The organism is Streptomyces sp. 4F14 (genome assembly GCF_048159485.1).
GTDB lineage: Bacteria > Actinomycetota > Actinomycetes > Streptomycetales > Streptomycetaceae > Streptomyces.
This window is the reverse complement of sequence record NZ_JBLRVY010000005.1, coordinates 98,856-121,640: the sequence shown is the minus strand read 5'-3', so window position 1 is coordinate 121,640 and position 22,785 is coordinate 98,856. Positions and strand designations below refer to the sequence as shown.

Here is a 22,785-nt window from a genome sequence, read left to right as displayed (position 1 = left end):
TCCTCGGTTTTTCCGCGCGGCCATCCGTACGGCCGTCGTAACCTGGCAATCATGAAACAGTGCACGCACGCGGACACGCTGCCGCACCCGGACCCCACGCCGCTGAACGAGACGTGTCCGGAGTGCCTGCGCGACGGTACCCACCCGGTGCAGTTGCGTCTGTGCCTGACGTGCGGGCACGTCGGCTGCTGCGACACCTCGCCCGGCCGGCACGCGACGCGCCACCACGACGAGACGGGCCATCCGGTGATGCGGACGTTCGAACCCGGGGAGGACTGGCGGTGGTGCTTCGTGGATCACGTCCTGGTGTGATCGGGAGCGGGTACGGTTCGAGAGTCTGATGCCGGGGTACGTCAACCCGGCGCGCGCTCTTCCGATTTGGGCCCGCAGACCCCCTAGACACGGAGCGTATTCAGAGTTTTACTGTGAGTGACGCCATGGGGTCGGGGTCCCGGGACAGGACGCTGGTGAGCGCGATAGCGTCACCGCTGCACCACACTTCGCGTTACTCCGGGGGGCGACGACCCTCGGCCCGAACAGCTTGTACCACCTTGGAGGTGAGGGTGTCCCAGATCGCAGGCGAGCCCGCGACCCAGGACTTCGTGGAAGTCCGGCTGCCGGCCGCGGGTGCCTACCTGTCGGTGCTGCGGACGGCCACGGCCGGCCTCGCGGCCCGTTTGGACTTCACCCTGGACGAGATCGAGGACCTGCGCATCGCGGTGGACGAAGCCTGCGCGATCCTGCTCCAGCAGGCCGTGCCCGGCTCGGTGCTCGGCTGTGTGTTCCGCCTGGTCGACGACTCGCTGGAGGTGACCGTCTCCGCGCCGACGACGGACGGCCACGCACCCGCGCGGGACACGTTCGCGTGGACCGTGCTGTCCGCGCTCGCGGGCAAGGTGTCCTCCGCCGTCGACGAGGACAAGACCGTCTCGATCAGCCTCTACAAACAGCGCGGCGCGGGCCCCGGGCCGGCGTGAAGGACGGGGACGGGCCGGTGCAAGGCGATGAGCGCGGCGCGCGGCTGCCGACCGAGGAGGGCTACCTCCCCGACGGCGCGTGGCGGACGGCGGACGGCATCGACGGCATTCCCGAACAGGCCCGGCAGCATCCGGAGGACGACACACCGGACAACGGGCGGCGGGAGCGGGACGGTACGCAGGGCACCCCTGGCCGGGCCGGACGGACGGCTCGACAAAGGGCGACGGGCGGGACGATGAGCGAGCACGAGCGAGACGATCAGCAGGGCGCGGTGACCGCCGTGCCACACGGTCATCAGGACCGCAGCGAGGCGCGGGCACTCTTCGTCCAGCTGCGGGGGCTCGCCGACGGCAGCCCCGAGTACGCGGAGCTGCGCAACCGGCTGGTCCGGATGCATCTGCCGCTCGTCGAGCATCTCGCGCGGCGGTTCCGCAACCGGGGTGAGCCGCTGGACGACCTCACGCAGGTCGCCACGATCGGGCTCATCAAGTCCGTGGACCGCTTCGACCCCGACCGGGGCGTCGAGTTCTCCACGTACGCGACGCCGACGGTCGTCGGTGAGATCAAGCGCCACTTCCGCGACAAGGGGTGGGCCGTCCGCGTCCCGCGCCGGCTCCAGGAGCTGCGCCTCGCGCTCACCACCGCGACCGCCGAGCTCTCCCAGCTCCACGGCCGCTCCCCCACGGTCCACGAACTCGCCGAGAAGCTGGCGATCTCGGAGGAAGAGGTCCTGGAGGGCCTGGAGTCGGCCAACGCGTACTCCACCCTCTCGCTGGACGTCCCCGACACGGACGACGAGTCCCCCGCGGTCGCCGACACGCTCGGCGCGGAGGACGAGGCCCTTGAGGGCGTCGAGTACCGCGAATCCCTCAAACCCCTCCTCGAAGACCTCCCGCCCCGCGAGAAGCGGATCCTCCTGCTGCGCTTCTTCGGCAACATGACCCAGTCCCAGATCGCCCAGGAAGTCGGCATCTCCCAGATGCACGTCTCCCGCCTCCTGGCCCGGACACTGGCCCAACTGCGGGAGAAACTGCTCGTGGAGGAGTAGGGCGGGATGGGGAGCAGCGCGGGGCAGCCCCGGCGCCCCGGCAGCGGGGCGGCCCCCGGGGTTACTCCTGGGCTCCGCCCGGGCCCCGGATTCCCAGTGCCCGGGTCGTCTCGCCGTTGATCAGCAGTACCAGCGCGGTGACGGCCACGACCCCCAGCACGATCCCCGCCGGAATGGCGACGCTGTCGGCCCGAAGCAGGTTGTACGCCACCGGCAACGCCATCACCTGCGTCACCACGGCGGGCCCCCGGCTCCAGCTCCGCCGCTTCAGCAGCCCCCGCGCGGCAAGCAACGGCAGCAGCGCGAGCACGGCGAGGGTGACCCCACCGGTCACGGCCCCCTGCCGGTCATCGGCGTCCCCGCCGACCCCCAGCACGAGCATCCACACGCCGCCCACCACCAACGCCAGCCCCTCCACCCCGGCCAGCACCGCGGCGTACGTCAGCCTGCGGGGCCGTACTCCGTCGGGGGCCGGGTCGGGGGTCCGGGAGGGCTCGGGGGCCTTTTCGCTGCTCACCCTCGAAGGGTAGCGGCGCCCTTCAGCACCTCACCCCGCGCGCCCCCGGCTCCCGCCGGCCCCGCGCGCCCCCGCCACACCCCCACAAGCCCCACCCCGTGTCGAGGCTCACGGCTCGATCTCTTACCGCTTCCCTACCTCGACCTGTGCCCGGTACCACCCAGTAGGTACGCTGCGATCCATGCGTGCACTTCTTGTGGTCAATCCGGCGGCGACGACTACGAGTGCGCGTACGCGCGACGTACTGATCCACGCCCTGGCGAGCGAGATGAAGCTGGAGGCGGTCACGACGGAGTACCGCGGACACGCGAGGGACCTCGGCCGCCAGGCGGCGCAGAGTTCGGACATCGACCTGGTCGTGGCCCTGGGCGGCGACGGCACGATCAACGAGGTCGTGAACGGCCTGCTGACGGGCGGCCCGGACCCGGACCGCCTGCCGGGCCTCGCGGTCGTCCCCGGCGGTTCCACGAACGTGTTCGCGCGGGCCCTCGGTCTCCCGAACGACCCGGTGGAGGCGACCGGCGCCCTGCTGGACGCGGTGAAGCAGGGCAGCGAGCGCACGGTCGGCCTGGGCCTGGCGACGGGCACCCCGGGTACCGAGGACGAGGCGGTCCCGGCAAGGTGGTTCACCTTCAACGCCGGCCTGGGATTCGACGCGAAAGTCATCGGCCGGGTCGAGCAACAACGCGAACGTGGACGGAAATCCACACACGCTCTTTACCTTCAGCAGGCACTCCGTCAGTTTCTCGGAGAACCGCATCGCCGCCACGGAACGATCACCCTGGAACGCACCGGCGAAGAACCCGTGACCGATTTGGTGATGTCCATAGTCTGCAACACGGCTCCGTGGACCTATCTGGGCAATCGCCCGGTGTACGCGTCGCCTAAGGCTTCGTTCGATACCGGCCTCGACATCCTCGGTCTGAGCCGCCTCTCGACCCCCGCACTTGCCCGGTATGCCACCCAATTGCTCCTTTCGTCCCCCGAGAAGGGACCCCAGGGCAAGCACGCGGTCTCGCTCCACGACCTGGACCAGTTCACCTTGCATTCGAAGGTGCCGCTCCCGCTCCAGATGGACGGAGACCACCTCGGACTGCGCACGAGCGTGACGTTCACAGGCGTACGCCGTGCACTGCGTGTGATTGTGTGAGCAGAAAGGGCGGAAGTCCTTTCACTCGAACGTTTAGGCCAGGGTCCACCCCTTGGAAGTACGGCTGTGACCCAGTCGACACCGAGGAATCAAAAAAAACTTTCCAGAAGGGGTTGTATCCGCCGCTGAGGTTTGCGAGTCTCTACGTGGCGATCGGGACAGCCCGCAACACCGGCATCCACTGATCACCGGAACCCCTCTTCACGACACCAGGACCGCGCCAGACATGTCTGGCTGATGGCCCTTCCCTTGTTGAGGGATTCGTGAAAGCGTTCACATTCACAAGCAACCAGCACGTAACACCCAAGGAGAGGTAGCAGCCATGGACTGGCGTCACAACGCCGTTTGCCGCGAGGAAGACCCCGAGCTCTTCTTCCCCATCGGCAACACCGGTCCTGCGCTGCTGCAGATCGAGGAAGCCAAGGCCGTCTGCCGTCGCTGTCCTGTCATGGACCAGTGTCTGCAGTGGGCGCTCGAGTCCGGTCAGGACTCCGGCGTCTGGGGTGGTCTCAGCGAGGACGAGCGCCGTGCCATGAAGCGCCGCGCCGCCCGCAACCGGGCCCGTCAGGCTTCTGCCTGACCCGTCCGCCCCGCACCAACAGCCTGAGGTTGGCGGCGCGTACAGCACGTACGCAGCTCCCGCCCCCGAACCGCAGCGCGCAGTACCCCCAAGCGCTCAGTACGACTTGCACAACATGCACGAGTACCGCAGCAGGGAGCACTAGCCCCGGCCCACCTGGTCCGGGGCTCTTTGCTGTCACGACGCACTGTGATGTTGTTACTTCTGCGCCCGCACCGGCACGTCCAGGATCACCCGCGTACCCCCCTCGGGCCCCGGCACCATGTCGAAGCTGCCCCCCAACTCCCCCTCCACCAGGGTCCGTACGATCTGAAGGCCCAGGTTGCCCGAGACGTGCGGGTCGAACCCCTCGGGCAGCCCGACCCCGTCGTCCTGGACGGTGACGAGCAGCCGCGCGTCCTTGGTCGTGCCGCCGCGCACGGCCGTCACCTCGACGGTCCCGGTCTCCCCCTCGCGGAACCCGTGCTCCAGCGCGTTCTGGAGGATCTCGGTGAGAACCATCGACAGCGGCGTGGCCACCTCGGCGTCGAGAATGCCGAACCGCCCGGTGCGCCGCCCGGTGACCTTGCCCGGCGAGATCTCGGCGACCATCGCGAGCACCCGGTCCGCGATCTCGTCGAACTCGACCCGCTCGTCCAGGTTCTGGGACAGCGTCTCGTGGACGATGGCGATCGAGCCGACCCGCCGCACCGCCTCCTCCAGCGCCTCGCGCCCCCGCTCGGACTCGATCCGGCGGGCCTGGAGCCGCAGCAGGGCGGCCACCGTCTGGAGGTTGTTCTTCACCCGGTGGTGGATCTCCCGGATGGTCGCGTCCTTCGTGATCAACTCGCGCTCGCGGCGGCGCAGTTCGGTGACGTCCCGCAGCAGCACCAGCGAACCGATGCGCGTGCCCTTGGGCTTGAGGGGGATCGCCCGGAACTGGATCACCCCGTCGTTCGCCTCGATCTCGAACTCGCGGGGCGCCCAGCCGCTCGCGACCTTGGCGAGCGCCTCGTCCACCGGCCCGCGCGTGGGGGCGAGTTCGGCGGTCGTGAGGCCGAGGTTCTGGCCGACGAGGTCGGAGGCGAGGCCCATGCGGTGGTACGCGGAGAGCGCGTTCGGCGAGGCGTACTGGACGATGCCGTCCGCGTCGAGGCGGATCAGGCCGTCGCCGACGCGCGGGGCGGCATCCATGTCCATCTGCTGGCCGGCGAACGGGAACGCGCCCGCCGCGATCATCTGCGCGAGGTCGGAGGCGCTCTGGAGGTAGGTCAGCTCCAGACGGCTCGGGGTGCGGACGGTCAGCAGGTTCGTGTTGCGGGCGATGACACCGAGGACGCGGCCCTCGCGCCGTACGGGGATCGACTCGACCCGTACGGGGACCTCCTCGCGCCACTCCGGGTCGCCCTCGCGGACGATGCGGCCCTCGTCGAGGGCGACGTCCAGGAGCGGGCGGCGGCCACGGGGAACCAGGTGGCCGACCATGTCGTCCTGGTAGGAGGTGGGGCCCGTGTTGGGGCGCATCTGCGCCACCGAGACGTACCGCGTGCCGTCGCTCGTCGGGACCCACAGCACCAGGTCGGCGAAAGAGAGGTCGGAGAGCAGCTGCCACTCCGAGACCAGCAGGTGCAGCCACTCCAGGTCGGAGTCGTCCAGGGTGGTGTGCTGGCGTACGAGTTCGTTCATGGAGGGCACATGGGCGAGCGTACCCGCCGGTTTGTCGCTGGCCGAAATATGACGTTCGTACGCCGTGCTGGATCCCATCGTCTCGGCATACCCCGTGGACGGGTCTGTGTACGCCTCCCGGAAACACCCGCGGGCCGCGGCGCCTGGAGGGACCCTCAACCCTCGCGGCACCGCAGCCCGGAGCAATCCCGGCCGCGGGGTGTGCGGTCCCGTCGGCCGAAAGGTGAGGAGCCGGAGCAGTCAGGGCAGAGAGCGCCGGGTCCTCGGTCCGCCCTCCTGTGCGGGGAGGACGGAAGTCTCGTCGTATGTCTCAACGCAGCCTAGCCTGTGCGGGTTCCCGTGGGGGGTCTGATCACCGGGGCAATTTCGGCGGCAGGGGGGCCGCCTTCCCGGGAAGTTCAGCGGACCGACAGGCGGACGAAACCCCCGGGGCCGGAAGGCGTCGGCTAGATTAGAGTGGTCTAAACCACATGTCCTTTTCGGATCGTCCTCAGAACGGCAGGCCAGCGTGGAAGTTGTGATCGTCCCGGACGCCGCCGCCGGCGGCGAGCTCGTCGCCGAGGCCGTCGCCCGGCTGGTGCGGCGCAAGCCCGACGCCCTGCTGGGCGTGGCCACCGGCTCCACCCCCCTGCCGGTCTACCAGGCGCTCACGGCGCGCGTCCGCGCGGGCGAGGCCGACGTCTCCGCCGTACGCATAGCCCAGCTCGACGAGTACGTGGGCCTGGCCGCCGACCACCCCGAGTCCTACCGTTCGGTGCTGCGCCGCGAGGTCCTCGGGCCGCTCGGGATCCCCATGTCCGCGTTCCTGGGGCCCGACGGGGCGGCGGACGACATCCAGGCGGCGTGCGAGACGTACGACCGCGCGCTCGCGGCGGCCGGGGGCGTGGACCTCCAGCTCCTCGGCATCGGCACGGACGGCCACATCGGCTTCAACGAACCGTGCTCGTCCCTGTCCTCCCGCACCCGCATCAAGACCCTCACGCAGCAGACCCGCGTCGACAACGCGCGCTTCTTCGACGACGACATCGCCCAGGTCCCCCACCACGTCATCACCCAGGGCATCGGCACGATCCTGGAGGCCCGCCACCTGGTCCTCCTCGCGACGGGCGAGGGCAAGGCCGACGCGGTCGCCGCCACGGTCGAGGGCCCCGTCGCCGCGGTCTGCCCCGCCTCGGCCCTCCAGCTCCACCCCCACGCGACGGTCGTCGCGGACGAGGCGGCGGCCTCCAAGCTGAAGCTGGCGGACTACTTCCGCCACACCTTCGACAACAAGCCGGCCTGGCAGGGCATCTGAGAAGGCCCCTAGGGCGCTTCTGAAGCCCCCTGGACGCCCCGCACCCCCACGATCACCTCCGCCGCGGCCCTCCCGCACACCCGCGCCGCCCCGTACGTCGCGATGTGGGCGGCGCCCCGGGGCGGGGCGTGCGGGACGCCCATCTCCACGACGACCGTGTCGGGGCGGGCGGCGAGGAGGGTAGTGAGGGCGGCACCCATCCAGGGGTGCCGGTGCTCATCGCGGACGACGGCGACGATACGGCGGTCAGCCGCCGCGGCCAGCGCCTCCCGGCCCGCCTCCGGCCCCGTGAACGTCCCCGTGGCGGTGCCGGGAAGGAAGTCGGCCAGGGCGGGCCCCAGCCCCCACGGAGTCTCGTCTCCGACCGCCATGTTCGCGAGCGGCGTGAACGCGGCGACGTAGGGAGCCGCGCTCAGCGGCAACCCACCGCGCGACGCCACCCGAACCGCCCTCCGAGCCGCCTCCAGCCCGACACCCGCCCCCACACCCCCGCCGGCCTCGGAGTGCCCCCGCGCGCCCCTCCTCGTCCAAGCCGCCAGTGCCCGGACCCGGTCGGCCGCCTCCGCGAGGCGTTCCTCCGGGAGGTCGCCCGTGTGGACCGCCGCGATCAGGGCGTCCCGCAGCCGGGTCACCGTCTCGTCGTCCGACAGGCCGCCGCCCACGCAGATCGCGTCGGCGCCGGCGGCGATCGCGAGGACGGTGCCGCGTTCGATGCCGTACGTGTCGGCGATGGCGCGCATCTCCATGCCGTCGGTGATGATCAGGCCGTCGTAGGCGAGGTCGCGGCGCAGGAGGTCGAGGGTGCGGCGGGAGAGGGTGGCGGGGCGGGTGGGGTCGAGGGCGGGGGTGAGGATGTGGGCGGTCATGATCGCGCGGGTGCCGGCGGCGATGGCCGCGCGGAAGGGCGGGAGGTCGCGGGCGGCCAGCACCTCGTACGGGACGTCGATGCGCGGGAGCGACTCGTGGGAGTCGACGGACGTGTCCCCGTGCCCGGGGAAGTGTTTCGCGCAGGCGGCGACGCCGGCGGACTGGAGGCCGGTGACGTACGCGGCGGTGTGCCGGGCGACCAGCGCGGGGTCGGCGCCGAAGGAGCGTACGCCGATGACGGGGTTGTCGGGGTCCGTGTTGACGTCCGCGGAGGGCGCCCAGTCGAGGGTGACCCCGCACGCGGCGAGCCGGCGGCCCAGTTCGGCGGCGACGCCGTACGTGAGGTCGGTGTCGTCGACGACGCCGAGCGCGAGGTTGCCGGGGAAGGACGAGCCCCGGCGCGCTTCGAGGCGGGTGACGTCGCCGCCCTCCTCGTCGACGGCGACCACCACCTCGGGCCGCGCCTTGCGCAACTCGGCGGTGAGGTCGGAGAGTTGCTCGGGCCCGGCGATGTTGCGGGCGAAGAGGCCGACGGAGGTGAGGCCCTCGTCGAGGCGGCGCAGGAGCCAGTCGGGGGCGGTCGTGCCGGTGAATCCGGGCTGGAGGACGGCGAGGGCGTCCCGGGCCACAGTCGTCTCTGCCAAGGCCACCCTCCGAATGGTGTAGACCAGCATCGCGAGCTTGGACCGGACCAAGGCCCGTGTCAAGGCTCCGGACGCCCTACGCAGGCAGTTCTTACCAGGGCGGGACCGGTCCGGCCTCGCCGTACCGGCACCCGTACACACGATCCCGTGCCACGATGGGTGGCCGCGGCTGACGGGAGGTCGGCCCGTGCGAGCCGGGAAGGCAGGCCATGAGCACCGACGTCAGCAGTGCGGAGAACGAGGGTGGAGCGACCGTCCGTACCGCGCGCGTGCCCAAGTACTACCGTCTGAAGAAGCATCTGCTGGACATGACGGAGACCCAGGCACCCGGCACGGCCGTCCCGCCCGAACGCACGCTCGCGGCGGAGTTCGACACGTCCCGCACGACCGTCCGCCAGGCCCTCCAGGAACTCGTCGTCGAGGGCCGCCTCGAACGCATCCAGGGCAAGGGCACGTTCGTCGCGAAGCCGAAGGTGTCCCAGGCGCTCCAGCTCACCTCGTACACCGAGGACATGCACGCGCAGGGCCTGGAGCCGACCTCGCAGCTCATCGACATCGGGTACGTCACCGCGGACGACCGCCTCGCCGGGCTCCTCGACATCACGCCCGGCGGCCGGGTCCTGCGCATCGAGCGCCTGCGCATGGCGAACGGGGAGCCGATGGCCATAGAGACGGCCCACCTCAGCGCCAAGCGCTTCCCGGCCCTGCGCCGCTCCCTCGTCAAGTACACGTCCCTGTACACCGCCCTCGCCGAGGTGTACGACGTACGGCTCGCGGAGGCCGAGGAGACCATCGAGACGGCGCTCGCGACGCCGCGCGAGGCGGGGCTGCTCGGCACCGACGTGGGGCTGCCGATGCTCATGCTCTCCCGGCACTCCCTGGACCTGCGGGGGGAGCCCGTGGAGTGGGTGCGGTCGGTGTGGCGGGGGGACCGGTACAAGTTCGTGGCGCGGCTCAAGAGGCCGGTCGACTAGCAGCGGATCGACACAGCTTCAGGACGATCCCCCGGCAGGGCTTCCGCTGCGCTTATCCGTCACTTAGATTGCCTGCGCATTGCATTGGTGATCACTGGTGATCTCAGCGAGGGGACGGAGCCGCCCATGTCAGAGACCCCACCGAGGCCGGCGGATCCGGTGGTGACGCCTCTGCGCGTCGTCATCGGCCTCTGCCTGTTCGCCCCCTTCGTGGCGCTGCTGTGGGTCGGGTCGTACGCCGATGTGAACCCGCGGTTCATCGGCATCCCGTTCTTCTACTGGTACCAGATGCTGTGGGTGCTCATCTCGACCGCGCTCACCATGACCGCGTACAAGCTGTGGCGGCGTGACCAGCGCGCCCGCAAGGGGGGTGCGTCGAAGTGAACGGCGGTGTGAACGGCGTCGCGCTCGGCGTCTTCATCTTCTTCTTCCTCGCGGTCACCGTCATGGGCTTCCTCGCGGCACGCTGGCGCAAGGCCGAGAACGAGCACTCCCTCGACGAATGGGGGCTCGGCGGGCGGTCGTTCGGGACCTGGGTGACGTGGTTCCTGCTCGGCGGGGACCTGTACACGGCGTACACGTTCGTCGCGGTGCCGGCGGCCGTGTACGCGGCCGGGGCGGCCGGGTTCTTCGCCGTGCCGTACACGATCCTCGTGTACCCGCTGATCTTCACGTTCCTGCCCCGGCTGTGGTCGGTCTCGCACAAGCACGGGTACGTCACCACGTCCGACTTCGTGCGTGGGCGGTTCGGGTCCAAGGGGCTGTCCCTGGCGGTCGCGCTCACCGGGATCCTCGCGACGATGCCGTACATCGCGCTCCAGCTCGTCGGCATCCAGGCGGTGCTGGACGTCATGGGCGTCGGGGGCGGCGAGGACACGAACTGGTTCGTCAAGGACCTGCCGCTGCTGATCGCCTTCGGTGTGCTGGCCGCGTACACGTACTCCTCGGGGCTGCGGGCGCCGGCGCTGATCGCGTTCGTCAAGGACACGCTGATCTACATCGTGATCACCGTGGCGATCATCTACATCCCGATCAAGCTGGGCGGGTTCGACGACATCTTCGCCTCGGCGAGCGAGAAGTACACCGCTGCCAAGGCGGGCGGGCTCGTTCCGGCCGAGGCGGGCCAATGGACGTACGCCACGCTCGCGCTGGGCTCCGCGCTCGCCCTGTTCATGTACCCGCACTCGATCACCGCGACGCTCTCCTCCAAGAACCGTGAGGTGATCCGTCGCAACACCACGATCCTGCCGCTGTATTCCCTGATGCTCGGGCTGCTCGCGCTCCTCGGCTTCATGGCCATCGCCGCGAAGGTCGACACCCACGGCAACAACCAGCTGGCCATCCCCCAGCTGTTCGAGGACATGTTCCCCGACTGGTTCGCGGGCGTGGCGTTCGCGGCGATCGGTATCGGGGCCCTCGTCCCGGCAGCGATCATGTCCATCGCGGCGGCCAACCTCTTCACCCGGAACATCTACAAGGACTTCCTGAAGCCGGACGCCACGCCGGAGCAGGAGACGAAGATCTCCAAACTGGTCTCGCTCCTGGTGAAGGTCGGCGCCCTGGTCTTCGTCCTGACGATGGACAAGACCACCGCGATCAACTTCCAGCTCCTGGGCGGCATCTGGATCCTCCAGACCTTCCCGGCCCTCGTCGGCGGCCTCTTCACCCGCTGGTTCCACCGCTGGGCGCTGCTGGCCGGCTGGGCGGTCGGCATGGTCTACGGCACGATCGCCGCGTACGGCGTCGCCTCCCCCACCCAGAAACACTTCGGCGGCTCCAACGACAAGATCCCCGGCATCGGTGAGATGGGCTACATCGGCCTCACAGCCTTCGTCCTGAACGTGGCGGTGACGGTGGCCCTCACGTTCGTCCTACGCGCCGCCAAAGCCCCGGACGGGGTGGACGAGACGAGCCCGTCGGACTACACGGCGGACGCGGGCGACCCCGGGGTCCAGACGGAACTTCCCCCGGCGACTTCGGGAGCGGCCCACTAGCTCGACACTCCCTGCCGTCTGGCGGCTGCGGCACCACCGTGGTTGCTCGCGCAGTTCCCCGCGCCCCTGGAAGATGCGCTGCCGCGCACTTCCAGGGGCGCGGGGCTGTATCTGATAGCGGCTCCGCCGCGGGGCGCGAGCAACCACGACGCACCCGCAGACCGCCACCGACAGCACCCCCACCCCCTGCCCGGCATCACAGTTCCCACCCACAAGTTGACGCTCCGAAGCCGACGCGACACAACATCTGGGGGTGACCTGACAGCCCGGCACTAGATGTATGCTCATGCTCGCTGTCGCCGCAGGGGAATCCGGTGGGAATCCGGAACTGTCCCGCAACGGTGTACTTGTGCGTATACGCGCACGGGAGTCAGTCCGAGGACCTGTCGGCAGCAAGCGCCAGCCGTGCCAAGGGACGGCTCGGTGTGCCCTGACGTCCGGGCCTCGCGGAGTGGGCCGGGGACGCGTACGCGCTGTGCGTCCGTGCTGCCCCCTGCCCTCCCGCGAAGGCCCCTTGCCGAGCGAGGGAGAGCCTCACGTGACCATCGCGCCAGCCGAACCGGCTTCAGAGGTCCAGGCGGTCGAGACCGAGAACGACGGTCCCGGTACCGCGCTGCTGCGGACCCTGACGGAGCTGACCGCCGACCTGCCCGACGCGGACCCCGGCCGGGTCGCCGCCGCGGCTCTGCGGGGCCGTTCCGCGCGTGCGGACGAGGCCGAGCTGCGCGAGCTGGCCACGGAGGCCGCCGCGGGCCTGATCGCGGAGGACCCGGCGTACTCCCGCCTCGCGGCCCGCCTGCTGACGATCAGCATCCGCGCCGAGGCCGCCTCGCAGAGTGTGACGACGTTCACGGAGTCGATCTCCGTGGGCCACCGCGAGGGCCTGATCGCGGACCGCACGGCGGAGTTCGCGCGGATCCACGCCACGTACCTGGACGGCCTGATCGACCCGGCCGCCGACGACCGCTTCGGCTACTTCGGCCTGCGCACCCTGCACAGCCGGTACCTGCTGCGCCACCCGATCACCCGCAAGGTGATCGAGACGCCCCAGCACTTCCTGCTCCGGGTCGCCTCGGGCTTGGCCGAGGACGACACCGTCCGCGCCCTGGACGAGGTCTCCGCCCTGTACGGCCTGATGAGCCGCCTGGACTACCTCCCGTCCTCCCCCACGCTGTTCAACTCGGGCACCCGGCACCCCCAGATGTCGTCCTGCTACCTCCTGGACTCCCCCAAGGACGAGCTGGACTCGATCTACGACCGCTACCACCAGGTCGCCCGCCTCTCGAAGCACGCCGGCGGCATCGGCCTCTCGTACTCCCGCATCCGCTCCCGGGGTTCGCTGATCCGCGGCACGAACGGACACTCCAACGGCATCGTGCCGTTCCTGAAGACGCTGGACGCGAGTGTCGCGGCCGTGAACCAGGGCGGGCGGCGCAAGGGCGCGGCGGCGGTGTACCTGGAGACCTGGCACTCCGACATCGAGGAGTTCCTGGAGCTGCGGGACAACACGGGCGAGGACGCCCGCCGTACGCACAACCTGAACCTGGCGCACTGGATCCCGGACGAGTTCATGCGCCGCGTGAACGCCGACCAGGAGTGGTCGCTGTTCTCGCCCTCGGACGTGCCCGAGCTGGTCGACCTGTGGGGCGACGAGTTCGACGCGGCGTACCGCAAGGCCGAGGCCGAGGGGCTCGCCAAGAAGACGATCCCGGCGCGGGACCTGTACGGCCGGATGATGCGCACCCTCGCGCAGACCGGCAACGGCTGGATGACGTTCAAGGACGCCGCGAACCGTACGGCGAACCAGACCGCCGAGGCGGGCCACGTCGTCCACTCCTCCAACCTCTGCACGGAGATCCTGGAGGTCACCGACGACGGGGAGACGGCCGTCTGCAACCTGGGTTCGGTGAACCTGGGCGCGTTCGTCACCGGTTCGGACATCGACTGGGACCGGCTGGACGAGACCGTCCGCACCGCCGTGACCTTCCTCGACCGGGTCGTCGACATCAACTTCTACCCGACCGAGCAGGCGGGCCGCTCCAACTCGAAGTGGCGGCCGGTGGGCCTGGGCGCGATGGGCCTCCAGGACGTCTTCTTCAAGCTGCGGATCCCCTTCGACTCGGCCGAGGCCAAGGCGCTCTCCACCCGGATCGCCGAGCGGATCATGCTCGCCGCGTACGAGGCGTCCGCCGACCTCGCCGAGCGCTCCGGCCCCCTCCCCGCCTGGGAGAAGACCCGTACGGCCCGTGGCGTGCTGCACCCCGACCACTTCGGCGTCGAGTTCACCTGGCCGGAGCGGTGGGCGGCCCTGCGCGAGCGCATCGCGTCGACCGGGCTGCGCAACTCGCTGCTCCTCGCCATCGCGCCGACCGCGACCATCGCGTCCATCGCCGGTGTGTACGAGTGCATCGAGCCGCAGGTCTCCAACCTGTTCAAGCGCGAGACGCTGTCCGGCGAGTTCCTCCAGGTCAACTCGTACCTGGTGCAGGACCTCAAGGACCTCGGCGTGTGGGACGCCCGTACCCGTGAGGCGCTGCGCGAGGCCAACGGCTCGGTGCAGGACTTCGTCTGGATCCCGGAGGACGTCCGCGCGCTGTACCGCACGGCGTGGGAGATCCCGCAGCGCGGTCTGATCGACATGGCGGCGGCCCGTACGCCGTACCTCGACCAGGCGCAGTCCCTGAACCTGTTCCTGGAGACGCCGACCATCGGCAAGCTCTCCTCGATGTACGCGTACGCCTGGAAGTCCGGGCTGAAGACGACGTACTACCTGCGCTCGCGCCCGGCGACGAGGATCGCCCGCGCGGCCCAGGCTTCTGTCCCGGTGCAGGCCACCCCCGACCCCGACGCGGTCGCCTGCTCCCTCGAAAACCCCGAGTCCTGCGAGGCATGCCAGTAATGACCACCGAAGCCAAGAAGAACCTGCTCGACCCCGGCTTCGAGCTGACTCTCCGGCCCATGCGCTACCCGGACTTCTACGAGCGCTACCGGGACGCGATCAAGAACACGTGGACGGTCGAGGAGGTCGACCTCCACTCGGACGTCGCGGACCTCGCGAAGCTGTCGGCGGAGGAGCAGCACCTCATCGGGCGCCTGGTCGCGTTCTTCGCGACGGGTGACTCGATCGTCGCGAACAACCTCGTGCTGACGCTGTACAAGCACATCAACTCCCCCGAAGCGCGGCTCTACCTCTCGCGCCAGCTCTTCGAGGAGGCCGTGCACGTCCAGTTCTACCTGACGCTGCTCGACACCTACCTGCCCGACCCGGACGACCGCGCCGCCGCCTTCGCGGCCGTCGAGAACATCCCCTCGATCCGTGAGAAGGCAGAGTTCTGCTTCAAGTGGATCAACGAGGTCGAGAAGCTGGACAGCCTCCAGACCCAGGCCGACCGCCGCCGCTTCCTGCTGAACCTGATCTGCTTCGCCGCGTGCATCGAGGGCCTGTTCTTCTACGGCGCCTTCGCGTACGTCTACTGGTTCCGCAGCCGGGGCCTCCTGCACGGCCTCGCGACCGGCACCAACTGGGTCTTCCGCGACGAGACGATGCACATGTCCTTCGCGTTCGACGTGGTCGACACCGTCCGCAAGGAGGAGCCGGAGCTCTTCGACGACGTCCTCCAGAAGGAGGTCACGGACATGCTGGCGGAGGCCGTCGAGGCGGAACTCCAGTTCGCCCGCGACCTGTGCGGCGAGGGCCTGCCCGGCATGAACACGGAGTCGATGCGCGCGTACCTCGAATGCGTCGCCGACCAGCGCCTGGTCCGCCTCGGCTTCGCCCCCGTCTACGGCTCCGAGAACCCCTTCTCCTTCATGGAGCTCCAGGGCGTCCAGGAACTGACCAACTTCTTCGAGCGCCGCCCGTCGGCCTACCAGGTCGCCGTGGAGGGCACGGTCGACCTGGACGAGGACTTCTGACCCGGCCCGTCCCGTCACCCGGCCCGGCACTCCCCCGAGTGCCGGGCCGTCGTGCTGGTGTCAGTGGGCGATCGGCCGCAGCCGCAGGTCCCTCGGGCGCAGCGTGATGCCGATGCGGTGCCTGGAGTCCGAGGCCGGGGTTTCCTCGAAGCGGAAGGCCGTGGCGATGGCGGCGGTGAGGAGGGTCATCTCCGCCATGGAGAAGTGGTCGCTGGGGCACTTCCGGTTGCCGACGCTGAAGGGGCTCATGGCGTGTTTGGGGACCTCTTCGGAGCCGCCGGGGAGCCAGCGGTCGGGGGAGAAGAGTTCGGCGGAGTGGTAGGAGCGGGGGTCGCGCTGGACCGCGTAGGGGCTGTAGACGATGTCGGCGCCGGCGGGAATGTCGTATCCGCCCAGGGTTGTGGACACGACCGCCCGTCGGGTCAGAATCCATACGGCCGGATAGAGGCGCAGGGTCTCGACTACGACATTCCCCGTGTACGACAGACTGCGGACGTCGTCGAATCCCACGGGCCGGTCGCCCGCCACGTTTTTCACCTCGGCCCGGATCTTGTCGGCGTGTTCGGGGTACTCGGTGAGCACCAGGAGCAGCGACATGATCATGGAGCCGACGGTTTCGCTCCCCGGGGTGAGTATCGCGATGACCTGGTCGTGGATCTCCTGTTCCGAGATAGGTTCGCCATTCTCGTCGACGGCCTCCAGCAAAGCCGTCAGCAAATCGTCCGGCTTTTGACCTGACGCCCGCCGGTCGGCGACGATCTCGTCGACGAGGAGGTGCAAATCGGCCAGCGCCCGGTTGAATTCGCGGTTGGCCGGAAGCGGCACGCGATAAAGCGGCCCGAGGGGGACGACCATCCGCTGGTACATACCGCGGAAGAGGCTCGCGAGGTCCGCGCAGATCCGGTCGGCCCGCTCGTCCATGTAGCTCCCGCGCATGAGGCAGCGCGCGGCGATCCGGGTGGCGACCCGGAACGACTCGGCGGTGACGTCGAGGCTGTCGGCGCCGCGCCACCGCTCGACGAGGGCCCGCGCCTCCTCCTCCATGACGGACCCGTACCCGGGTATCGCGTCGAGCCGGAACGCGGGCTGGATGGTGCGCCGCTGGCGCCGGTGCAGGGTCCCGTTGGCGGTGGCGACGCCCTGCTTGCCGAGGAGGCTCTCCAGGGACTCCCAGAGGGGCCCGGCGATGATGTAGTCGGGGCTGAGGGCGACCTCGCCGATCAGTTCGGGCGAGGTGACCGCGTACACCGTCTTGGGCCCGAGTTTCAGCCGGACGACGTCCCCGTGGTCGCGCAGTCCGGAGAGGAACGCGAGGGGGGTGCGGGCCAGTTTCCAGCCGTGGCCGAGCAGGGGGAGCCCGCCGCCCGCGAGGGGCGGTTCCAGGGGGGCGGGCCGTACCGATTCGAGGGTCATCTATTTCTCTCCCGCCAGCGCGTTGTCGACATAAGGAGGGGTGGACCGGTCGTCCCAGCTGTCGACCATGTAACGGCCGGACTCGTGGTGGAACCAGTAGACGGAACCGAACCAGTTCCGCATGTTCGCGAGGCATGAATGCACGGCGTCGCGGATTTCCTTGTCGCCGATCCCGTCCGCGTACCGGCGCGTCTCCTGTTCGGCGTCGAGGAAATCGGCGATGCATTCCAGGATCCGCCGCCTGAGTTCGTCGACGGATTCCTCCAGGGTCAGCCCCTCGTGGACGATGAGGCTGATTCCGAGATTGTGCACCTCGTCGCCCGCTATTTCCTTGGGCAGCGAACAGAGGTCGTTGTACCAGGCGGCGAACTCCTGACTGAGGAGGGCGGCCCGCCGGAATGCCGGGTGTTTCCGTACAGCGTCCGGGAGCTGTTTTCCGGCGGCCGCCTCCAGGAGGTCCGTCCATATCCAGTGGGCGAAGGTGAGGCGCCTGAGGGCGAGGTATTCCTCGACCGGCGGGACGCGCGCCTCGACGCGGTTGCGGAATTCGCGGTCGTAGGCGTCGATCACCTGGTGGAAGTGCCGGGCGAAGCGGGCGTTCCAGGCGGCGGGCAGGAAGCCGTAGAGCCTGAGGACGCTGTCGGCGAGGCCCGCGACCAGCGGGTCCTGGTGGTGCAGATGGGCCCTCGGGGCGTCGAGGGCCTGGTGGAGCAGGGACTTGAGGCGCCGCCAGGAGGCGGTGCGGCCGTGCACGATGTCGCGGTCGTGGCGGTCGTCCCAGACGAAGAACCAGGCGCTGTAGTCGGCCACGGCCTGGAGGACGGCGTCGGGGGCGCCGAGGTAGTAGCCCGCCATCAGATCCGTGTAGCACAAGCCGTCGGCATATTCCGCGACCTTGTCGGGCGGCATGAGCCGCTTTTCCAGCAGCCACCGCCTGGTGTTCTGCTGCAACCGTGGCCAATACGGGTGCCGTCGGCGGGGAAACCCGGTCTCGACGACCGGCAGGCAGAGCGACGGCGGAACCGCGATCGCCGTGCCGGTGTTCGGCGCGCGGTTTGCGGCACCGCGTGTGCCGCCGGTCCTGCTGTATGTGGTGCTGTGTGGGAAAGCTGGCACGAACAACCCCTCTCGGCCGCCTGTCGCACACACCCCTCCCGCTGTGCCGGGCGTGCGCCGTTGCGTATCCCCGCTCTTCCCATTCAGCACCACAACTGACCGTTCTGGGAACGGATTTGCTTCTTTCACCACCCCGGAATGATGAGATTCCACCCCTGGCTGACCGGTTATGGATCAGAAGACGCGCTTAGGCGATCGAACGTGCTACGTACATACGGACGACGCCCGGCCGGAGGGGTTCCGGGCCGGGCGTCGGGCGTGCGCGGGGGTGTCAGTCGTTGGCGACGACGGGGTAGCGGGGCTCGTTCTCGGCCATCTGCTTGAGCGCCTCCTTGCGGTCGCGCTTGGAGAGGCGGTCGATGTAGAGGTAGCCGTACAGGTGGTCGGTCTCGTGCTGCAAACACCGTGCGAAGAAGCCGGTGCCGCGGACCTTGACGGGGTTGCCGCGCTCGTCCTGGCCGGTGACCTCGGCGTAGTCGGGGCGGGCGAGTTCGGCATATGCCGTCGGCACGGACAGGCAGCCCTCGTTGCCGTCGTCGAGGCGGCGCTTGTCGGCGGGGAGTTCGACGAGCTTCGGGTTGCAGACGACGCCGGTGTGGCGGACCCCGTCGTCGTCCGGGCAGTCGTAGACGAACACCTTCAGGTCGACGCCGACCTGGTTCGCGGCCAGGCCCACGCCCTCGGCGGTGCGCTGCGAGGCGAACATGTCGTCGACGAGCTTCAGCAGGGACTCGTCGAACTCGGTGACGTCCTTGCACTCCTTGTGCAGCACCGGGTTGCCCACGACGGTGATGGGCAGCGAGGTCCCGCGCTCGCGGTAGGCGGCCTCGCGCGCCTCGTTGTCCTCGGTGTCGATGACGAAGCCCTCGTCGTCCACGGGGAGCACGCCCGCGTGCTGCTGATCGGTGTCCTGCTGCGCCATGACGAGGTAAGCCTTCCTGCAACCTGAAGAAAAATCTGCGGGTACAGCCTAAAGGGAGGCACACCGGAGCACGGGCGCTGTAACGGTTCAGCAGACTTCTTCGAGGTCTCGCCAGTCCCGGGAGTCCGGACTGTCTGCGACCCACCCGTCCAGCAGCCCCCTCACCAGTGCAGCCGGCGCGGCCAGACCGCATTCGCGCTCCGGCACCCACAGCTGTCCGTCGGTCCGGTGGCCGAGGGGGCCCGGCTGGCCCGGCTCGCTGTGGTCGTGGGGGTCGAGGTGCTCCCCGTCGCCCTCGTCGGACGGCATGCGCGACTCGGAGCAGGTCCGGCACAGCAGCCGTACGGACGACGACCAGTCCTCGGCGGCGAACCCGGCGTCGGCGGCGAGCTGTTCGAGGGCGTCGCGGTCGGCCTCGGTGGCCGCCTCCAGGAGCACCACCCAGGTCGGCACCGGCGACGGCGCCCACAGCTCGATCTCGTCGAAGACGGGGTAGGAGTGCCCGGCGGAGGTGGTCCGCTCGCCGTGCGGCACCCCGTCGTGCAGGACGACCTCGCCCCAGCGCCGCCCGGAGGAGGGCAGCGGGATCGACAGCACCTCGACGCGCGCGGGGTCGAGCCGCCGCCCCCACACCACCTCGGCCTCGCCCTCGGGCGAGAGCCGTACGGCGGCGCTGCCGAGGTCCATGCCGACGGGCTCGGCGGAGGACCCGGCGCCGCCCGGCACGTGCAGGCCGTACGCCTGCCAGGCGCGGCGGGCCAGCGGCCAGTCCTGGAGGGCGGTCGCGGCGATGCCGACGTTCCACCAGTCGGGGGCGCCCGCGTCCCGGTCGAGGAGGGCGACGGCGCGCAGGCCGGCGGCCCGCGCCTGCTCCCAGTCGTGCCGGAACTTGTGCAGGAGGGCCAGGTTGAACCAGGACTCCGACAGCCAGGGTTCCAGATCGGCCGCACGGGTCAGGAGGGCGCCCGCGTCCTCGTACCGTCCGTCGCCGATCAGCGTGAACGCGCGATCGGTGGCCTGCCGCCAGGAGGCGGAGGGCCGGTGCCGTCCCTTGCCGAAGATCCTCACATCACCACCCGCCAGTTCCCCTGACACCCTCTGCTCATCGCATCAAACCATGGACGACCGCGAGGGCGCTTCCTACCCATGGGTTACCCAGGGACGGACGGGGTATGACGGCCCGCCCCGATCGCCGGACAGCACCCGCGCGAGCGCCGCGACGACGTCGGGGGCGTACCGCGCGCCCGTCCCGAGCCGCAGCTCCTCCAGCGCGCTGAGCGGCCCTAAGGCGCGCGCCTTCTCCTCGTACGCGTTGACCACCCGGACGATCCGCGCGGCCCGGGGCTGGTCGGCGCCCGGGTCTGCCTGGCGTTCGACGACGGCGGCGACCTGCGCGCCCGCGCCGGTCTGGCGGACGACGGCGCCGCCGAGGAGCGCGATCCGGCGCTGTTCCTCGGGCGGCAGGCCGCAGGTCGCGCCCTCGGGGACGGGGTCGAGGAGGCTGAGCTGGCCGATGTCGTGCATCAGCGCGGCGTACTCCAGGACCGTCGACTCGGCCTCGGTGAGCCCGAGTTCGCGGCCGACGGCCTGGCAGAGCGCGGCGACCCGGTGGGCGTGCCCGGCGGGCGTGTACCCGGCGATCTCGGTGGCCCGCGCGAGGGAGGCGATGGTCTGCCGGTAGGTCGCCCGCACGGCCGCGTACCGGCGCAGCGCGACCTGCGTCAGCAGCAGCGGCACGCAGAACAGGGGCAGCGCCCACAGTCCGACGACGGCCACCGCGAGCGCCGTCACCGCGCCGGTCGCGCACACCGCCGACCCGATGCCGGGCATCGCGCGCAGCTCGTCGCGCAGCAGGGGCCCGTACGGCCATCCCGTGCGCGCGTGCGCGAGGGCGGCGGCGACGACCGCGTCGCACAGGGCCGTCAGCACGAGCAGCGCCAGCAGGAGGACGGCGTACCCGGGGCCGTCGGCGAGGACACCCCGGTTGACCAGGGGCTGGAAGCACAGCGCCGCGAACCCCACGGACAGGACGCGGCGTACGAGGTGGTCGGCGGCGCCGCCCCTCCCGCGCGCGATGTGCGGCACGTTCCCGGCCAGCGAGGCGACCGCGACCACGGCGACGACCTGCGCGGCACCGTGCCCGGTGGGGTCGCCGGCGTCGTCCCCGAGGAGCGCGTACGCCAGGGCGGCGGCGGCGCCGAGGGGGGCCATGTCCCGGACGCCGGGGCCGCTCCAGCGCAGGGCCTCGCCGAGGGCGATGAGGGCGGCGAAGGCGAGGACGGTGGGGGCGTCCTTGAGGCCGTCGGCGCAGGTGAGGACGGCGGAGACGGCCACGGCGAGGGCGGCGCAGGCGTGGAGGGCGGCGAGGGGGAGGGGGCGGGGCCTCACGGTCGTACCGCCCGATCGTCTTTCTGTACGACTTCGGCCTTCGCCGGTGCCATCTCCGGCACCCCCGACTCCTCCGCCGTCACCACCGGATGCCACCCCCACCGGTCCAGCGCCCGCCCGAGCGCCTCCACCATCCGCGGGTCGAACTGCGCGCCCGCGCACCGCCGCAGCTCCTCCATCGCGACCGGCACGGGGCGTGCCCTGCTGTAGGAGCGGGTCGAGGTCATCGCGTCGAAGGCGTCCGCGACGGCGACGATCCGGGCGGGTTCGGGGATGCCGTACCCGGCGAGGCCGTACGGGTAGCCGCCTCCGTCGAACCGTTCGTGGTGGTGGAGGATCGCGGCGCGGGCCTCGCCGAGGAAGGCGATGCCCCGGGTGATCTCGTGCCCGTACTCGGGGTGCAGTTCGATGACGCGCCGCTCCTCGGGGGTGAGGGGGCCGTCCTTCCGCAGAAGCCTGGTGGGGACGCCGAGTTTGCCCACGTCGTGCAGGATCCCGGCGAACCGGATCAGCTCGACGCGCTCCTCGTCCATGCCGAGTTCGCGGGCGATCATCACGGACGCCTGCCCGACGCGTTCGCTGTGCCCGCGCGTGTACTCGTCCTTGATGTCGACGGCCTGCACGAGCGCGCGGATGGTGGCGCTGTGGGCGGCGCGTTCCCGGTGCACCTGGGCGAACACCCACCAGGCCACGCACATCGGCAGCAGCACGAGCAGCGCGGCGACGGGCCCGTACGGGCTGCGCCACAGGACGGCCATCATCAGCCCGGCGAGCCCGTGCACGGCGAGGGGAGCGAGGGAGCGGCAGATCGCGGGCCGCCGGACGGGTTCCCCGGCGAGGAAGCGCACCCCGCTGTCGAGGACGATGAGCACGAGGCAGTACGCGAGGACAGCGCAGGCGGCGGGCGCGAGGGCGTACGGGAACTCGGGCCCGACGACGGCGTCCCGTCCGCCGAGCCGCCAGTGCACCCACCCGGCGGCCCAGACGGTGACGGCCCCGGAGGCTCCCCGCCAGACCCGCCGGACCCAGCCGGTGGAGGCGCACAGGGCGCCGGGCAGGGGGACGAAGGCCGCGGCGGGCGGCGGCAGCAGGAACACGGCGGCGAGGAGCACGGGGTGGAAGGCCCCTTTGACGGCCCGCTCCCCGATCGCGTGCACGAGGGCGAGCAACCCGACGGCGGCCCAGGGCGTCTTACCGGGCAGGGGCGTACACACCACGACGGCTACGAGAACGACCGCCCCGACGAACACCCGCGCCCGCCCCGAAATAGCCTCCACGGACGGGAAGCGTAGGGACGGGCGCAGGGGACGGACGGGGTAA

General features: G+C 70.5%; 20 protein-coding genes and 1 riboswitch. Of the genes, 11 read left to right on the top strand and 9 right to left on the bottom strand.

Translation table 11 applies throughout. From position 1 onward, the window contains the following. Window positions 1-51 precede the first annotated feature (51 nt). The 3 genes from ACLZOT_RS10000 (at window position 52) to ACLZOT_RS09990 (ending at window position 2,026) form a co-directional block, all read left to right on the top strand. Window positions 52-312 (top strand): UBP-type zinc finger domain-containing protein, encoded by a 261-nt coding sequence (locus ACLZOT_RS10000; RefSeq protein WP_010353611.1) that lies wholly within the window; start codon window positions 52-54, stop codon window positions 310-312. Between the two features lie 251 nt (window positions 313-563). After that, window positions 564-977, top strand: a complete 414-nt coding sequence (locus ACLZOT_RS09995; RefSeq protein ID WP_416968421.1) for an anti-sigma regulatory factor — start codon at window positions 564-566, stop codon at window positions 975-977. Then, window positions 974-2,026 (top strand): RNA polymerase sigma factor SigF, encoded by a 1,053-nt coding sequence (locus ACLZOT_RS09990; RefSeq protein ID WP_416968420.1) that lies wholly within the window; start codon window positions 974-976, stop codon window positions 2,024-2,026. The genes ACLZOT_RS09995 and ACLZOT_RS09990 overlap by 4 nt, the downstream gene beginning before the upstream one ends. Before the next feature lie 61 nt (window positions 2,027-2,087). Here the strand turns inward: ACLZOT_RS09990 and ACLZOT_RS09985 are convergent, their stop codons facing one another. Beyond that, on the bottom strand, window positions 2,088-2,543 hold the full coding sequence (locus ACLZOT_RS09985) for a hypothetical protein (RefSeq protein ID WP_416968419.1): 456 nt from the start codon (window positions 2,541-2,543) through the stop codon (window positions 2,088-2,090). Window positions 2,544-2,724: 181 nt separating this feature from the next. Here ACLZOT_RS09985 and ACLZOT_RS09980 point away from each other — a divergent pair, with 181 nt between their 5' ends. Together ACLZOT_RS09980 and ACLZOT_RS09975 are read left to right on the top strand one after the other, a co-directional pair. After that, window positions 2,725-3,693: a diacylglycerol/lipid kinase family protein gene (locus tag ACLZOT_RS09980; protein ID WP_416968418.1), complete on the top strand. Its 969-nt coding sequence runs from the start codon at window positions 2,725-2,727 to the stop codon at window positions 3,691-3,693. 322 nt (window positions 3,694-4,015) lie between these two features. Further along, entirely contained in the window at window positions 4,016-4,273 is a 258-nt protein-coding gene (locus ACLZOT_RS09975; protein ID WP_006142322.1) for a WhiB family transcriptional regulator, read from the top strand. A 198-nt stretch (window positions 4,274-4,471) separates the two neighbouring features. Here the strand turns inward: ACLZOT_RS09975 and ACLZOT_RS09970 are convergent, their stop codons facing one another. Beyond that, complete coding sequence (locus ACLZOT_RS09970) at window positions 4,472-5,938, bottom strand: sensor histidine kinase (protein ID WP_416968677.1); 1,467 nt, start codon at window positions 5,936-5,938, stop codon at window positions 4,472-4,474. 508 nt (window positions 5,939-6,446) lie between these two features. Here ACLZOT_RS09970 and nagB point away from each other — a divergent pair. After that, window positions 6,447-7,232, top strand: a complete 786-nt coding sequence (gene nagB, locus ACLZOT_RS09965; protein WP_416968417.1) for a glucosamine-6-phosphate deaminase — start codon at window positions 6,447-6,449, stop codon at window positions 7,230-7,232. An 8-nt stretch (window positions 7,233-7,240) separates the two neighbouring features. On the opposite strand, the gene ACLZOT_RS09960 is transcribed toward nagB, so the two are convergent. Then, window positions 7,241-8,773: a glycoside hydrolase family 3 protein gene (locus ACLZOT_RS09960; protein WP_416968676.1), complete on the bottom strand. Its 1,533-nt coding sequence runs from the start codon at window positions 8,771-8,773 to the stop codon at window positions 7,241-7,243. Window positions 8,774-8,952: 179 nt separating this feature from the next. On the opposite strand from ACLZOT_RS09960, the gene ACLZOT_RS09955 reads away from it, so the two are divergent. From ACLZOT_RS09955 to ACLZOT_RS09935, 5 genes are all read left to right on the top strand, one after another. Beyond that, window positions 8,953-9,717, top strand: coding sequence for a GntR family transcriptional regulator (locus ACLZOT_RS09955; protein WP_416968416.1), 765 nt, complete (start codon window positions 8,953-8,955; stop codon window positions 9,715-9,717). A gap of 126 nt (window positions 9,718-9,843) precedes the next feature. Continuing rightward, a complete protein-coding gene (locus tag ACLZOT_RS09950; RefSeq protein ID WP_416968415.1) occupies window positions 9,844-10,101 on the top strand; it encodes a DUF3311 domain-containing protein in 258 nt (85 codons plus the stop codon). Then, window positions 10,098-11,711 (top strand): monocarboxylate uptake permease MctP, encoded by a 1,614-nt coding sequence (gene mctP / locus ACLZOT_RS09945; RefSeq protein WP_416968414.1) that lies wholly within the window; start codon window positions 10,098-10,100, stop codon window positions 11,709-11,711. Before ACLZOT_RS09950 ends, mctP begins: the two co-directional genes overlap by 4 nt. A gap of 267 nt (window positions 11,712-11,978) precedes the next feature. Then, window positions 11,979-12,117, top strand: a riboswitch (cobalamin riboswitch). A 132-nt stretch (window positions 12,118-12,249) separates the two neighbouring features. Further along, window positions 12,250-14,610: a ribonucleoside-diphosphate reductase subunit alpha gene (locus ACLZOT_RS09940; RefSeq protein WP_416968413.1), complete on the top strand. Its 2,361-nt coding sequence runs from the start codon at window positions 12,250-12,252 to the stop codon at window positions 14,608-14,610. Then, window positions 14,610-15,626 (top strand): ribonucleotide-diphosphate reductase subunit beta, encoded by a 1,017-nt coding sequence (locus ACLZOT_RS09935; protein WP_416968412.1) that lies wholly within the window; start codon window positions 14,610-14,612, stop codon window positions 15,624-15,626. The genes ACLZOT_RS09940 and ACLZOT_RS09935 overlap by 1 nt, the downstream gene beginning before the upstream one ends. A 60-nt stretch (window positions 15,627-15,686) precedes the next feature. Here ACLZOT_RS09935 and ACLZOT_RS09930 read toward each other — a convergent pair whose 3' ends face one another. The 6 genes from ACLZOT_RS09930 to ACLZOT_RS09905 all read right to left on the bottom strand — a co-directional run bounded on the left by ACLZOT_RS09930 (window position 15,687) and on the right by ACLZOT_RS09905 (window position 22,742). Next, window positions 15,687-17,039: a cytochrome P450 gene (locus ACLZOT_RS09930; RefSeq protein ID WP_416968411.1), complete on the bottom strand. Its 1,353-nt coding sequence runs from the start codon at window positions 17,037-17,039 to the stop codon at window positions 15,687-15,689. After that, window positions 17,040-18,155 carry a terpene synthase family protein gene (locus ACLZOT_RS09925; RefSeq protein WP_416968410.1) on the bottom strand — a complete coding sequence of 372 codons (1,116 nt, stop codon included), beginning with the start codon at window positions 18,153-18,155 and terminating at the stop codon, window positions 17,040-17,042. Window positions 18,156-18,426: 271 nt separating this feature from the next. After that, entirely contained in the window at window positions 18,427-19,077 is a 651-nt protein-coding gene (gene def / locus ACLZOT_RS09920; RefSeq protein ID WP_416968409.1) for a peptide deformylase, read from the bottom strand. 87 nt (window positions 19,078-19,164) lie between these two features. Continuing rightward, the gene (locus ACLZOT_RS09915) at window positions 19,165-20,145 is read right to left on the bottom strand and encodes a tetratricopeptide repeat protein (protein ID WP_416968675.1); all 981 of its coding nucleotides are present in this window, start codon (window positions 20,143-20,145) and stop codon (window positions 19,165-19,167) included. 72 nt (window positions 20,146-20,217) lie between these two features. Continuing rightward, window positions 20,218-21,465 carry an HD-GYP domain-containing protein gene (locus ACLZOT_RS09910; protein WP_416968408.1) on the bottom strand — a complete coding sequence of 416 codons (1,248 nt, stop codon included), beginning with the start codon at window positions 21,463-21,465 and terminating at the stop codon, window positions 20,218-20,220. Further along, window positions 21,462-22,742: an HD-GYP domain-containing protein gene (locus ACLZOT_RS09905; protein WP_416968407.1), complete on the bottom strand. Its 1,281-nt coding sequence runs from the start codon at window positions 22,740-22,742 to the stop codon at window positions 21,462-21,464. The genes ACLZOT_RS09910 and ACLZOT_RS09905 overlap by 4 nt, the downstream gene beginning before the upstream one ends. Between the last annotated feature and the right edge of the window lie 43 nt (window positions 22,743-22,785).